Origin of the sequence: Neobacillus canaveralius, from assembly GCF_047237705.1 — a bacterium.
Lineage (GTDB): Bacteria > Bacillota > Bacilli > Bacillales > Cytobacillaceae > Neobacillus > Neobacillus niacini_K.
Genome location: NZ_JBDFLL010000001.1, coordinates 5442417 through 5455524 on the forward strand (window position 1 = coordinate 5442417; position 13108 = coordinate 5455524).

Annotated in this window: 16 protein-coding genes and 1 pseudogene; 2 read left to right on the forward strand and 15 right to left on the reverse strand. The window is 36.8% G+C overall.

The features are described from left to right. Positions 1-77: 77 nt before the first annotated feature. The 13 genes and pseudogenes from ABC255_RS26650 to rpiA all read right to left on the reverse strand — a co-directional run bounded on the left by ABC255_RS26650 (position 78) and on the right by rpiA (position 8395). Complete coding sequence (locus tag ABC255_RS26650; RefSeq protein ID WP_412998145.1) at positions 78-344, reverse strand: diguanylate cyclase domain-containing protein; 267 nt, start codon at positions 342-344, stop codon at positions 78-80. Between the two features lie 111 nt (positions 345-455). Next, a complete protein-coding gene (locus ABC255_RS26655; RefSeq protein WP_412998146.1) occupies positions 456-926 on the reverse strand; it encodes a CBO0543 family protein in 471 nt (156 codons plus the stop codon). A 296-nt stretch (positions 927-1222) separates the two neighbouring features. Then, positions 1223-1350 (reverse strand): annotated as a pseudogene (locus ABC255_RS26660) (NAD(P)H:quinone oxidoreductase, type IV); the annotation flags it as partial. Between the two features lie 62 nt (positions 1351-1412). Beyond that, positions 1413-1832: a DoxX family protein gene (locus tag ABC255_RS26665; RefSeq protein WP_412998147.1), complete on the reverse strand. Its 420-nt coding sequence runs from the start codon at positions 1830-1832 to the stop codon at positions 1413-1415. Between the two features lie 25 nt (positions 1833-1857). Next, positions 1858-2472: an alpha/beta hydrolase gene (locus ABC255_RS26670; RefSeq protein WP_412998148.1), complete on the reverse strand. Its 615-nt coding sequence runs from the start codon at positions 2470-2472 to the stop codon at positions 1858-1860. Next, positions 2472-3416, reverse strand: a complete 945-nt coding sequence (locus ABC255_RS26675) for a ring-cleaving dioxygenase (protein ID WP_412998149.1) — start codon at positions 3414-3416, stop codon at positions 2472-2474. Before ABC255_RS26675 ends, ABC255_RS26670 begins: the two co-directional genes overlap by 1 nt. A 53-nt stretch (positions 3417-3469) precedes the next feature. Further along, the gene (locus ABC255_RS26680; RefSeq protein WP_412998150.1) at positions 3470-4078 is read right to left on the reverse strand and encodes a flavin reductase family protein; all 609 of its coding nucleotides are present in this window, start codon (positions 4076-4078) and stop codon (positions 3470-3472) included. 23 nt (positions 4079-4101) lie between these two features. Next, positions 4102-5040, reverse strand: coding sequence for a ring-cleaving dioxygenase (locus tag ABC255_RS26685; protein WP_412998151.1), 939 nt, complete (start codon positions 5038-5040; stop codon positions 4102-4104). 93 nt (positions 5041-5133) lie between these two features. Beyond that, entirely contained in the window at positions 5134-5532 is a 399-nt protein-coding gene (locus tag ABC255_RS26690) for a DoxX family protein (RefSeq protein ID WP_412998152.1), read from the reverse strand. Between the two features lie 59 nt (positions 5533-5591). Next, positions 5592-6017 (reverse strand): MarR family winged helix-turn-helix transcriptional regulator, encoded by a 426-nt coding sequence (locus ABC255_RS26695; RefSeq protein ID WP_412998153.1) that lies wholly within the window; start codon positions 6015-6017, stop codon positions 5592-5594. A gap of 97 nt (positions 6018-6114) precedes the next feature. Continuing rightward, the gene (gene spxA, locus ABC255_RS26700; RefSeq protein WP_412998154.1) at positions 6115-6516 is read right to left on the reverse strand and encodes a transcriptional regulator SpxA; all 402 of its coding nucleotides are present in this window, start codon (positions 6514-6516) and stop codon (positions 6115-6117) included. Positions 6517-6735: 219 nt separating this feature from the next. Then, entirely contained in the window at positions 6736-7395 is a 660-nt protein-coding gene (gene fsa, locus ABC255_RS26705) for a fructose-6-phosphate aldolase (RefSeq protein WP_289341346.1), read from the reverse strand. 325 nt (positions 7396-7720) lie between these two features. Then, on the reverse strand, positions 7721-8395 hold the full coding sequence (gene rpiA, locus ABC255_RS26710; protein ID WP_412998155.1) for a ribose-5-phosphate isomerase RpiA: 675 nt from the start codon (positions 8393-8395) through the stop codon (positions 7721-7723). Positions 8396-8602: 207 nt separating this feature from the next. On the opposite strand from rpiA, the gene ABC255_RS26715 reads away from it, so the two are divergent. Next, the gene (locus ABC255_RS26715) at positions 8603-9040 is read left to right on the forward strand and encodes a YaiI/YqxD family protein (protein WP_412998156.1); all 438 of its coding nucleotides are present in this window, start codon (positions 8603-8605) and stop codon (positions 9038-9040) included. Between the two features lie 47 nt (positions 9041-9087). Here ABC255_RS26715 and ABC255_RS26720 read toward each other — a convergent pair whose 3' ends face one another. Further along, positions 9088-10263: an AraC family transcriptional regulator gene (locus ABC255_RS26720; RefSeq protein WP_412998157.1), complete on the reverse strand. Its 1176-nt coding sequence runs from the start codon at positions 10261-10263 to the stop codon at positions 9088-9090. A 249-nt stretch (positions 10264-10512) separates the two neighbouring features. Here ABC255_RS26720 and ABC255_RS26725 point away from each other — a divergent pair, with 249 nt between their 5' ends. Next, entirely contained in the window at positions 10513-12102 is a 1590-nt protein-coding gene (locus ABC255_RS26725; RefSeq protein ID WP_412998158.1) for a glucose PTS transporter subunit IIA, read from the forward strand. Positions 12103-12380: 278 nt separating this feature from the next. On the opposite strand, the gene ABC255_RS26730 is transcribed toward ABC255_RS26725, so the two are convergent. Beyond that, the gene (locus ABC255_RS26730; RefSeq protein WP_412998159.1) at positions 12381-12764 is read right to left on the reverse strand and encodes a hypothetical protein; all 384 of its coding nucleotides are present in this window, start codon (positions 12762-12764) and stop codon (positions 12381-12383) included. Between the last annotated feature and the right edge of the window lie 344 nt (positions 12765-13108).

A 13108-nucleotide genomic window follows, 5' to 3' on the forward strand; every position in this document is an offset into this window, starting at 1 on the left:
TTTAATCTCATTATTTACAAATCATATATCTCGAATTAATAATATATTAATCTAGTATTCTTGTCAATGAAACACGCTTAGAAGTTATTTCCTGATTTATATATAATTGCTAACCTTACATTATTTATTAATCTATTAGCAAATTTTTTAAGGAGCCCATCTCCCATTTCATGCCCTAAAGTATCATTTACTTCTTTGAACTTGTCCGAATCCATATACAATAAGGCAAGTTGTTCTCCCTTTTTATTAGCAGTTTCAATCGATGGTTCCATGTCCTCCATTTCCTCGATTGTCCAGCCTAGTATTTCTGTAAAAATAAGACTAGTAATTTCATTCTCCCTCATTTCTCCTTTGATTTAGCTCTCTATGAGTATCCCCATAGCTAATTAACCAAGAAAAAACAGCTTATATCCCCATATCTAAAGCTAGGGGTTTTACGCTGCTTTTTGATAAATTTATGCACTCTTTACTTTATCTAATTTTTTTAATAACCCAACTAAACCTCTTATAATAAACAAAGTAAAATTTACACTTGCAAAAGTATGAAATGGTGACCATTTTTTCCATTTGAATAACCTTGTATTCTTTTCAAAGAACCATTGACCAATACTCATGGGTACACTAAATAGTAAGCTTTTCAAAAGAATTTTACTTAACTTATCGTTATAAGACAGCTTAACCCATATGACACTTAAAAGTGGAAAAAACAATACTGTATAAATGATGTTAGTCTTAAAAATCTTTGGAAAAGGACGGACTGGATATTCTAGTTTTTTAGTACCAACAACATAAGCATCAATTAGAATCGCAATAACTCCTTTTGAAAAGAAAATAACTAGATTTTCTCGCATTTTAGTTCCTTTAAATAAAAACGGCAAGGAAACTAAACACAAAGCAGTAAGTAAATTCAACAGTTTCTTTTCCATAAAAACATCCTCCAAAAAAACTAATCGATATAAGTTATTCAAATACCTCTAATTCCCCCAACAGCGATTGCAGAGGACGTAAATAAAGGTTCTTGTATCGTCATCGTTTTTCTCCTTTACTGTAAAATGTTAGCACGATAAGATTTATTAAAAGTGACCTAAAAACCATACTTTAAATATATTATCCTCCCTATTATTTCTTTAGGTATTATTTACTATTCCTTCGAATTTAAAAGTATTTTCTATGTAAAAAAACTAATCGAATGGCTCCGATTAGCTTTTTAATTGATTTAAATTTATTGGTTCGCTTTTTTTACCCATTCTGCAACTGTAACAGTACGCTTTGCTGATGTTTTACAGCAGCTTGAACATCTTCAATCATTTTACCATCTTGACCAACTGTCACACTTGTTCCATACGGGTTAGATAAGAAACCCATTTTGTAACACCACCTATAATTTACCTGTTTTTAAATTTCTATTTATTTTAAAGTGCTTTTGCGTTCGTTGAATCCCTATGAAAGATTAATTTACTTAGTGAGAATAGCTTGCTACCATTAATGACAAGATATATCGCAATAGCTAAAAACGCTAAATCTAATTCATAACCTGCCATTTGACCATTTCCTAAAAACCCAATTGCAAGTTTCACTTTTACTGTTGCTCCAATCATTAATAGGGCGAACAAGGCAGATACTAGTCTTGTTGCCAATCCAATGATTAATAGGATGCCCCCAATCATTTCGAGTAAAGCAACTCCATATGCCGTAACTCCTGGTAAGCCAAGACTTTCAAACCAGCCAGCTGTGTTCTCTATTCCGCCTTGAAATTTTACAACTCCATGAATAAAAAATATTGCTCCTAATGTAATGCGTAAAATAAGAGCTCCAATTTCATTTTTTAACATTTTCGTAATTCCCCTTTAAGTTCTATTATTTAGTAATAAAATGTTGTCGATACCAAGTTGCAGCTGCCTCTACTTCTTCTCTAGTTAGTTGATGTCCTCTATTTTCCCAATGAAGTTCTACCTTCGCCTGTGCCTTTTCTAATAAAGAATGAAGCTCTTTAGATTCCATAGGTGAACAAATGGGATCATTTGTCCCTGCTGCAATAAATATTGATTTCCCTGTTAAATTCGGAAGGTCAATTCCTTTTCGCGGCACCATAGGATGATGAAGAATTGCACCCTTTAGGGCATGTTGATAGTGAAATAATAAACTCGCAGCAATATTTGCTCCATTTGAGTAGCCAATTGCAAGAATATTATCGCGGTCAAAATCATACTTTTCGGCGGCTTCATCTAGAAACTCGTTTAATTCTTTTGTTCGAAAAATAAGATCTTCCTCATCAAAGATACCTTCAGCTAATCTGCGAAAAAACCGAGGCATGCCATTTTCTAGTACATTCCCGCGAACACTTAATACATTTGCTTCATCATCAATCATTCCTGCAAGCGGCAGCAGATCTAATTCATTCCCTCCAGTACCATGAAGCAGTAACAACGTTGGTTTTTTAGGATTCTGACCCTTATTATATATATGTTTCATTATTTATCCCCTTCCAGAACTCTTAACTCAACAGGCGGTAAGGTTTCTTCTAATTCTTCTCGTTTTGACTCTAGCCAAGATGGTAGCATCAGTTTTACCCCAAGTTCATCAACCGGTTCATCCACTGAAAAGCCTGGCGGGTCGGTAGCGATTTCGAAGAGGATGCCCCCTTCTTCATGAAAATACACGGCTTTAAAATAATTTCGATCTCGAATTTCAGTTGGATAGTATCCTTTGTCTTGAAGAAGTAGTCTCCATCTGAGTAAATCCTCTTCATCCTTTGCTCTCCAAGCAATATGGTGGACAGTACCTGCCCCCATTAAACCCCGGACAGTCGGATTCAGCTGTATATCGACCGTGTTTCCGAGATGTCCCTCTGCCTTAAATCTTAGGAAATCACCTTCTTGACCAATGCATTCTAATCCCAGCACATTTTCTAGTACTTCTGTTGTTTTATGTGGTTGAGCAGAGTAGAGAATCGCACCGCCAAACCCTTTAATGGCAGTCTCTGCTTGAACACCGCCAAATTCCCAAAGATTGATTGGTCCTTCATCTCTTTCTACAAGTTCAAGCTGCAAGCCATCTGGGTCGTGAAATTTAAGATACTTTTCTCCAAAGCGAATGGAGACCTGCGTTTCAATGTTGAATTTTTTCAATCGACTCTCCCAAAATGGAAGGCTTCCCTTTGGGATAATGTAACTCGTTACTCCAACCTGCCCTTTTCCAATTCTTCCTTTTAACTGCTTCTCCCAAGGAAAGAAGGTAATAACCGTTCCAGGGTCACCTGTCTCGTTTCCAAAATAGAGGTGATACACTTCAGGACGATCGAAGTTGATTGTCTTTTTAATAAGCCTTAACCCAAGCACGCCAGCATAAAAGTCGATATTCCTTTGGGCATCATTGACCATTGCAGTAATATGATGGATACCTGCTGTCTTCTGCATTTATTTCTCTCCCCTTCATGTGACCTACGCACACATTAAAGTCAACATAGAAATTAATTAGGTCGTACGTTTTCAAACATCTCACCAATTTTGGCGTAATTATTCCCAGCCAACCTGCTTACTGCGGCTAACCCCTTAGGATCAATTCTTCCCTTTTCATAAATGTCCTGTTCAATATGAAACTGAACAATTCTCCCTATTAAAAAATCACACCCTGGAGAATCCAAACCGCCTAATTCTATGGAATGCTCCAAAGAGCATTCCATTCGAATTTTGGCCTCTTTTACACCAGGTACGGAAACTTTCACACTTTCTACTGATGTTAAATGAGCTAACTCTATTTCACTCTCATCAGGAGGAAGACTTGCCGCTGTTTGGTTAATTTTTTCTACATTCTGTTCATCAACTATGTGAATCACAAATTCTTTTGACTCCAGAATATTTCTTGCCGTATCTTTTGGCTGCCCCTCTCTTCGCTGAACCGATAACGAAATCATCGGGGGATTTGACGAAACAATATTAAAATAACTAAAAGGTGCACCATTTAATACTCCATCTTTCGAAAGCGTGGTAACAAAAGCTATCGGCCTTGGAATAATACTGCCGACTAGAAATTTATAATTTTCTCTTTCAGACAAAGAGGCTGGATCAATTGAAAGCAAAGAAATCATTCCCTTTCGTAAAATCAGTCTAATTCTCTTACTATAAATGGCAGCAAACCGCGTTCTATTTGTTCTCTGTGTGGTTCATACTGTGCAGGCAGCATTAATTTCTCTCCCATTGTTTCTTGAGATTCATCATGTGCAAAGCCTGGAGGATCAGTTGCAATTTCAAATAAAATTTCCCCATGTTCTCTAAAATATATCGCATTGAAATAGTTCCGGTCTTGTACTGGAGTTACGCCGTAACCATTCGCTGCCACATATTTTTGCCAATCCAATTGATCTTGGTCATCACTAGCACGCCAAGCGATATGATGCACAGTTCCCACACCCATTCGGCCACGTCCAATTGGATTTATTTTTAGGTCAATAACATTTCCGATATCGCTTGCGGAACGGTAACGGGCGAAATCTCCTTCTTTTCCTACGAATTCAAGTCCCATAACGTTCTCTAACAAATCCGCAGTTTTATTAGGCTGTGTAGATAATAGAGTGGCTCCGCCAAAACCTTTGATAGCAACATCTGGTGCTACCCCGCTAAAGTTCCAATTATTTATTTCCCCTTCATCCCTTTCAACAATTTCAAGGTGAAGGCCATGTGGATCATCAAACTCCAAAAATTGCTCACCGAATCGTTCCATTTTTGTAAAAGGTACTTTGAACTTTTCTAATCTATTTTCCCAAAATCCTATGGCACCTTTAGGAACAACATATGAAGTTACTCCTACTTGACCGTCACCAATCGTACCTTGACGGGCTCCAGCCCAAGGGAAGAATGTGATGATGGTTCCAGGTTTTCCTCCTTCATCTCCGAAATAAAGATGATAAGTGCCAGGATCATCAAAGTTTACCGTTTGTTTCACTAAGCGCAATCCTAATACACCTGCATAAAAATCAACATTCTCCTGAGGATGACCTACAATAGCAGTGATATGATGAATACCCATTGTTTTCTTGCTCATTTTAAAAACACTCCTTTTTTATAGTATGATGTCTATTTCTAAATTAAATTATCGATAAATGCTCTAAATTGAGATTCTCTAATTCAAGAGGTTTTAGAATAAAAAAGCATCCAACGCATATTGTCCAGGTCCAATGAATGCTACTCCAATGACAACGGCAATAACTGTTAAATTATATTCATATCCATTTTGTGTTGACCAATAACCGTTTGGAGCATGAACCTTAGCAATTGCCATTACCATTGTAGCTGCAATCATAATTCCAGCTAGAGGAGTAAGGGACCCCAAGGTAAACAATAATCCTCCAATTAATTCTGCTAATCCTGCCATAAGAGCCATCATTACACCTGGTTTCAACCCGAGCGACTCCATCCAGCCTCCTGTGCCTTTTAAGCCGTAACCGCCAAACCAACCAAATAATTTCTGTGCACCATGAGCCATGAATGAAAGCCCAATCACTAATCTAATAATCAATAATCCAATACTCATCATTTTATGTTCCTCCAATTTTTATTTATCTCGATTTCGAGATATTAATCTAAAAAAATTTATTACTTCACTCTGTTCCAAACCTTTTTTAAATAGTTGACCAACAACTGTGATTCATCACCAGTTAAATCTACAAAAAAGGAATCAACAATGTCTTGGTACATCGGCATGATATTATCCATCATTTCCATTCCATCAGCCGTTAAAGTTATATGAATAACTCGTCTGTCTTCTCTACAGTCGTTTCTTTTTATGATTCCTTTTTGTTCAAGTTTATCTATCACATACGTCATCGATCCGCTTGAGATCAGGATTCTATTTCCAATCTGCTGAATGGTTTGTTTACCTTGGTAGTAAAGTACCTCTAAAACAGAAAACTCCGTAATACTTAGATTATTTTTGGACATTTCATCTCTTAGCCGTTCCTGTATGGCTTTTGAGGTTTGCATTAGCAGCAAAAATGGCTGGTTTGTGCATATCCGTTCCATATTTACACCTCCTGTTTAAATATCCTTAATCAATATATCTTGAATTCGAGATATTGTCAATACGTACTTATTAATTTGCTTTTATCGCTATTTTTCTTTAATGAGCCCCTTCAAAGTTATAGACTTCATCCAGTTGGAATAAACGCATTTTACGTGGCAGAAAACTTCTTATTTCTTCTTCATTAAATCCAACTTGTAATCTTTTTTCATCCATAATTAATGGTTTTCTTAATAAGCCAGGATTCTCATTGATAAGTTTATACAATTCTCGAAGTGATAGAGAGTCAATATTGATATTTAGTTTCTGAAAAGCTTTTGACTTTGTCGAGATAATTTCATCAGTGCCATCTTCTGTATAACGAAGAATATCCTTAATCTCATCAGCTGAGAGTTTTTCAGAAAGAATGTTTCTTTCTTTGTAAGGAATTTGATGTTCATCGAACCAAGCTTTTGCTCTTCGGCATGAAGTACAACTAGGTGATAGATATAAAGTCACCATTATTAACACTCCCTTATTGTTTTTTTGTCTGTTCGACTTATATCTAACAGCTTTCCCAACTATCTTAAAACACCGTGTCTTGAATCAGAGTATCTTGAATTTGAGATATTTTTATTGTATATCTTTTTCTAGATTTGTCAACAGCAAATATTATTATAAAAATAAGAGGAGCTTCCAAAAGTCAGTTTACCTGACTTTTGGATAGCCCCTTTTACTTTTTTAAACAGTTTTCCAGTCAGCAGCAAATTTTTCAAGACCTTGGTCTGTTAACGGATGTTTTGATAATTGCTCAATTACCTTAAATGGAATGGTTGCAATATGAGCTCCTGCCAATGCTACACGTGTAACATGGTCAGGGTGACGAACTGATGCAGCAATGATTTGTGAATCTAAGTTTTGAACTTGGAACATTTTTGCGATTTTTGCAACTAATTCTACACCATCTTCGTTAATATCATCTAAACGACCTAAGAATGGTGAAACATATGTAGCTCCTGCACGTGCAGCAAGCAATGCTTGGTTCACACTAAAAATAAGGGTAACGTTCGTTTTAACACCTTTTTTTGTTAAATAGCGGCAAGCCTCTAACCCATCTAAATTCATTGGTAATTTAATGGTGATATTCTTATCGCCACCGTTAATTTTAATAAGCTCGTTTGCTTCCGCAATCATTTGCTCAGCAGTCAAAGCATTCGGTGTAACCTCAGCAGAAACGGACTCAACTTCTGGAACTGCGTTTAGGATTTCTGCAATACGATCTTCGAATTTAACGCCCTCTTTCGCTACTAAGGAAGGGTTAGTTGTTACTCCTGATAATACACCAATTTTGTAGGCTTTTTTGATTTCCTCTAGGTTTGCAGTATCGATAAAAAATTTCATTAGCTTTTTCCTCCAATTTTGATAAATATATGCTTATTTTAACTCTTTTTGACAGCTTGTCCACAAAAACTTAATATTTCTACAATTTCTAGTAAAGCGTCTTCCTCTAAAGAACGATAGCGTATTATGAAGGACATTGCAATGACTGGTGTTGCTTTTTACAGGAACAAAGTGTATCGACTGAAGCATTTTTCTACACTAATGCATAGCAGAACCCCTTTTATTTCTTCATAATTTTGATAATTCTACCGAAGCAATTTCAGTCAATTTCATCAGCCATTTATTTTTGAAAAAGTGGACTTTCGCACCTTTTTTGGGCAGTCAGTTAAAGCTCTTTACGGACTTGAGTTATAATACAATTATCCATAATGGTGATAACAGCATCTGCCATTCCAACAAATAAACCATTCTCAACTACACCGGGTATGAGGTTTAGATCTTTCTCTAATTCTTTTGGCTGCTTAATTTCTTGAAAACTGGTGTCCAAAATAAAGTTTCCGTTATCTGTTAAAAACGAATTCCCCTGATACTGTCGTAACTTCGTTCTCCCGCCAAGATTTTGGATATGCTTTATTGTCATTTCAAATCCATAAGGGACCACTTCTATTGGCAATGGAAAAGCTCCTAATGTATCTACATTTTTATGTGAGTCCGCAATGATGATAAAAGTTTTAGCTGAGGCAGCGATAATTTTTTCTCTTAAAAGGGCACCGCCACCTCCTTTAATGAGATTTAACTCTGAATCGACTTCATCTGCTCCATCGACGGCTACATCAATTTTCTCAATCTCATTGAACGAAACAAGGGGGATGCCTAGCTCTTTGGCCAGTTGTTCTGTCTGCATAGAAGTAGGGACTCCCCTAATGGATAGTCCTTGCTGGACTAATTCGCCGAGTTTTGAAATGAAGTAATATGCAGTTGACCCTGTACCTAGTCCCACTACCATCCCATCTTTCACGTACTCTACAGCTTTTTCTCCAACTTGTTTTTTTTCATTCATGCTTTTTCCCCCTTCAACGAAGCTGATAACTTCACTGATAATTTGTCCATTGTCTAAAAAATTCACTCCATGTCGTATTCCAAATACCGTGAAATACTTTTCTTCATTCTATAGTGGTATATTAAATGAATAAGGTGGAATGATTAAATCGCGATTTATCCTCCATCAAAAATGCATTTCTAAACGATCATTACAGGAGTGGTTATGATGAAAATTTATGTTGATGCCGACGCTTGTCCGGTAAAAGATATTATTATCTCCGAAGGTACGAATGCTGATATTCCTGTTATTCTTGTTACTAGCTTTTCTCATTTTTCTAGTGCGGAACAACCATCTGGTGTAGAAACCATTTATGTCGATTCTGGAGCTGATGCTGCGGATTATCGGATAATGAAGTTAGCAAAAAAGGGAGATATAATCATTACGCAGGATTATGGTCTGGCTTCGCTAGGTTTAGCAAAAGGGTGTACGGTTCTGCACCATACTGGGTATAGCTATACAAATGAAAACATTGACCAATTATTACAAACACGCTATTTGAGTGCGATGGCTCGAAAAAGCGGAAAGCGTACAAAGGGGCCAAAACCGTTTACAGCAGAAGATAGGGAAAAATTTAGAGCGCTATTTAAAATAGCGATTTCATGATATATCTCCCTATTCGATCTATAACTTGTTTTTCTAATTTACTTTGCTTATTCTCCATCTTCATCTCGAAATTGGGAGGGAGTCTTGCCTGTTTCTTTTTTAAAGACTCTTGCAAAGTAAGAAGGATCTTCGTAGCCTATCGTCCAGGCAATCTCCTCAACGGATAGATTCTCTGTCTTTAACATGTGTTTAGCTTGGTTTATTCGTAACATCTGCTGATAAGCCGTTAAGGTCATCTTTGTTTCTTCTTTAAATTTTCGGGCGAGATGACTAGGATGAGTAGACAGCTTTGCTGCCAACTCTTCTTTATTGATTTGCTTATTATAAAAACTATGGATGTACTCAATCACCTGTTGAGTTATGTATGTGTAATTACTTAATGTGTTTGAGATAACTAAATCGCAATATTCCTCAATCATGCGATCTTCTAATTGCTGCAGTGTTTCTACTTGATTTGCATTTTCAATTTCATAAGCAAATTTTTCTGAGATTCGATGAATCATGATTGCCGGTACTTGACTATTTCTCGCAGACGTACGCAACAGGGTATTTAAGATTATCGCGACATTTTTGAGTCGGCGTAACGGCTGATTGGGAAACCGTTCCGAAAAGGAAAACAGCATGTTTTTGGAATTGATGAGTGCTAACGCTGTATTTTTATCACCACGTTCAACAGCATACATAAAATCTTTTTCTGTCTTATACCTCAATTTAACTATGTCAGCTTCTTCATCTACGTGAAGGTGGTCCTCCTGATTAACAGAACCGCTGATTTTATTAGAAACAATAACGAATGGGGCCAATTCCTGCTCCATCATGTTTGTAAACTGCTGAAGGACACTTCCATAACTGCTTGCCTGGTCCACAGTTAGAATATAGATTTTATTTGCAATCAGCCTTAAATCTTCATGTTGTGTACTTGAGAGACGATAATTCTTTGACAAAAGGAATAGATTCGGTGTCTTATCAAAATAAGGGCCAATAATAACGGTATAGGCTTCCTCCTTTTGGCTGAAGGAATATCCGAAATAGTGAAGGTCCCATTCATTTATATAGGAATATAGCTTTCCTCGCTGTTCCACCTTGTCATACAAAAATAAAACATCCCTCTCCCCTGAACCTGGCAAGAATGCTGGGATCGAAATCAATTCCTGATAATAAACAAGCTCCCGTTTTTGATTCAATACATAAGTATTTAAATTGGTTATATGTTGTAGTTTCATTGCCGTTGAGATGATCTTCAATGGTTCCAGCGTGTCTTCCTCCAAATGGACTGTTGCAAAAAAACTATTTCTGTCCAGATATTATCAAATTAATCCTACTGATAAATTTTTGTATTCATTATACTAATATTGCATGACCGTTTCAATCAATGACAGTGAAAATGAAAGCGGTAAAAAGTATTTTTTAAGTTGAAATTAAAATAGGAACCTAAAGCAAATGATAAAAGATATGGGAGTGTGAAAACAACTATGAGCAATCAAAAACAAAATCATCCTGATCAATCGAAAAAAACGAAATTGGCGAAAGTGTTAAGCATCATCTCAGGAAGTTTCGCCCCAATTATCGGCGTTCTCGCTGGTGCTGGACTCTTAAAAGCAATGTTATCGGTTTTAGACACAATCGGCTGGCTGTCAAATGAAAGCGGTGCCTATATTATTTTATCAGCTGCAGGAGATGCTATTTTTCATTTTCTGCCATTGTTTCTCGGGATTTCCATTGCGCTTAAACTAGGTGCCAACGGATATGTAGGCGGTGTTATTGGTGCCTCTTTACTGACTCCTGAAATTATGCACCTTGTAGAAAACGATGTGAAGACTCTCGACTTTTTTGGCCTTCCCGTCTTATTAGCAGATTATTCTTCTACTGTTTTTCCAATCTTTATTGCCATGTTTGTTTATGCAGGTTTAGATCGATTTTTAAAGAAAGTTATTTATAAAGATATCCAAATGTTTATCACTCCTATGATCTCATTAATCGTTCTCGTTCCATTAACCATGCTTATATTTGGTCCTATTGGGACACTTTTGGGAGAAGGATTAGGTTCGGTGATTAGTTTCCTAAGCGGAAAAAGCGGGCTTTTAGCAGGGGCAGTTTTAGGTGCTTCATGGACTTTCCTGACGATTATGGGACTGCATTGGACCATTATTCCATTAGCTATCGTCAATCTCGCAACTGGTCCTGACCCAATTATTGCCATGGCAGCGGCAGCTCCGTTTGCTCAAGTGGGAATAGGCATTGCAGTTTTTCTGAAGACACCTGATAAAGATTTGAAGGCTCTAGCAGCAAGTGGAATCGTTCCTGGGGCATTGGCGGGAACAACCGAAGCGATTAATTACGGAATCATCCTTCGTTATCGCAAAACCATGATATATGTTATCATTGCTGCCGCAATAGGCGGTGCGATCAATGGAAGTGTTGGAGTTGTGATGAACGATTTTGTCCTTCCAAGTGTACTCTCTATTCCAGCGTTTACACCAGTTTGGGAATATTTAATTGGGATTGGCGCTGCTTTTGTCATCGGATTCCTTTTAACGTATCTCCTTGGATATGAAGGCAAGAATTCAAAGGTTGATGATGGTTTTACCCAACATATTTTTGGGGTAAAGCCGGAAATCATTAAGAGTCCTTTACGAGGTAAAGTCATTCCATTACGTGTTATTAACGACCCATTATTTGCAACCGAAACGGTAGGGAAGGGAATTGCCATTGAACCGGAAGAGGGCAAAATTTACTCACCTGTTGATGGCGTGGTCACAACCCAATTCCCTACAGGACATGCCGTTGGTATAACGTCTGAAGATGGAGCTGAGGTATTAATTAATATTGGCCTTGATACAGTAAAATTGAAAGGACAATACTTTACACCACATGTAAAACAAGGTAATCATGTCAAGCAAGGCGACCTGCTCATTGAATTTGAAATGGACCAAATAAAAGCTGAGGGATATGAAACAACTACATTGGTCGTTATTACAAATACTGATCAATATATTGACGTTAAAGCGACTACAAGCGAAACAGTAGAACAAAATGATCAGTTGTTGAAACTCACAGTTTAAACAACTTGTTAAAGGGGTGGTCTTACCTAAGATCATCTCTTTTTAATTCGCGTAACATTGTCTATCTCGGTCAGAAAGTTTTAATCAAACGTTTGATTAGTTTTTAGAAGCAGCAGTACCAAGGCTTCAGCCTGTTTAATCAAACGTTTAATTAGTTTATCAACCGATTTAATTAATCGTTTGATTAGTAATGAATATCGCTTATTTGGATAGCCTTTCTTGTATCTTGCTTGAAATAGGTCATTTTCAAAGTAAATCGTGGTCCCAAGTGAATGATTTTATTTCGTTGGTTTAACCAAATCCTTATTCTTCCGGTGTTTAACTTCTTTCATTTTGGCGTAAAAGCTTTCTTCTGCATCGATTCCAAAAAAATTATAAAATTTCAGCATGTAAGCCAGACAGTCTGACAGCTCCTTGCCTACATTTTCTTTAATCTGATTCTTTGCTAACTCAAATGCCTGTTCTTCGTCCATACCATTTTCAACATTTGCAGCCGTTAAATTAAAAGCTTTCCTCAGCTCCTCTGCTACCTCGGCAACCTCCGTCGTTAGCAGCATGTAATTATTTAAAAGAGAATCTCTGCTCTTAGCATAGCTCTCCTCAGAAATTTCCCATCCCATTTCTTTTTGATACTGTTTCGTAAAAGTTTGTAATTTTTTCATGATAGTCCCTTCCGTCCTTTGACCGGTGAATTTGTTCATCAAACGTTTGATTAGTTTTCAAAACCTGTTGTACCAAGGTCTCACACCCCTTAATCAAACGTCTGATTAGTTTACCACCTGATTTAATTAATCGTTTAATTAGTTTTTCTCCTAATTTTGAAAATACTTTTCAATAAGTATTCTACAATTAATACCTCAAAAAATCTTACTTTTCAACGTTTATTCATTTTTGACACACAAAATAACAGAGCATATATCACACTAAATAACAGTGTGACAATAACTATTGTCACCTTGTTATTTGGGTTATTAAAATGATTGTCAATTGACTTTCAACTTGAAAG

Excerpts from the sequence above, each read along its gene's own strand:
- ABC255_RS26675 (WP_412998149.1), bottom strand. The coding sequence starts at position 3,416 with ATGCAGAAGACAGCAGGTATCCATCATATTACTGCAATGGTCAATGAT.
- ABC255_RS26650 (WP_412998145.1), bottom strand. The coding sequence starts at position 344 with ATGAGGGAGAATGAAATTACTAGTCTTATTTTTACAGAAATACTAGGC.
- ABC255_RS26715 (WP_412998156.1), top strand. The coding sequence starts at position 8,603 with ATGAAAATTTATGTTGATGCCGACGCTTGTCCGGTAAAAGATATTATT.
- ABC255_RS26655 (WP_412998146.1), bottom strand. The coding sequence starts at position 926 with ATGGAAAAGAAACTGTTGAATTTACTTACTGCTTTGTGTTTAGTTTCC.
- fsa (WP_289341346.1), bottom strand. The coding sequence starts at position 7,395 with ATGAAATTTTTTATCGATACTGCAAACCTAGAGGAAATCAAAAAAGCC.
- ABC255_RS26695 (WP_412998153.1), bottom strand. The coding sequence starts at position 6,017 with ATGGAACGGATATGCACAAACCAGCCATTTTTGCTGCTAATGCAAACC.
- ABC255_RS26670 (WP_412998148.1), bottom strand. The coding sequence starts at position 2,472 with ATGAAACATATATATAATAAGGGTCAGAATCCTAAAAAACCAACGTTG.
- ABC255_RS26685 (WP_412998151.1), bottom strand. The coding sequence starts at position 5,040 with ATGAGCAAGAAAACAATGGGTATTCATCATATCACTGCTATTGTAGGT.
- ABC255_RS26690 (WP_412998152.1), bottom strand. The coding sequence starts at position 5,532 with ATGATGAGTATTGGATTATTGATTATTAGATTAGTGATTGGGCTTTCA.
- ABC255_RS26665 (WP_412998147.1), bottom strand. The coding sequence starts at position 1,832 with ATGTTAAAAAATGAAATTGGAGCTCTTATTTTACGCATTACATTAGGA.
- ABC255_RS26730 (WP_412998159.1), bottom strand. The coding sequence starts at position 12,764 with ATGAAAAAATTACAAACTTTTACGAAACAGTATCAAAAAGAAATGGGA.
- ABC255_RS26720 (WP_412998157.1), bottom strand. The coding sequence starts at position 10,263 with ATGAAACTACAACATATAACCAATTTAAATACTTATGTATTGAATCAA.
- ABC255_RS26725 (WP_412998158.1), top strand. The coding sequence starts at position 10,513 with ATGAGCAATCAAAAACAAAATCATCCTGATCAATCGAAAAAAACGAAA.
- rpiA (WP_412998155.1), bottom strand. The coding sequence starts at position 8,395 with ATGAATGAAAAAAAACAAGTTGGAGAAAAAGCTGTAGAGTACGTGAAA.
- spxA (WP_412998154.1), bottom strand. The coding sequence starts at position 6,516 with ATGGTGACTTTATATCTATCACCTAGTTGTACTTCATGCCGAAGAGCA.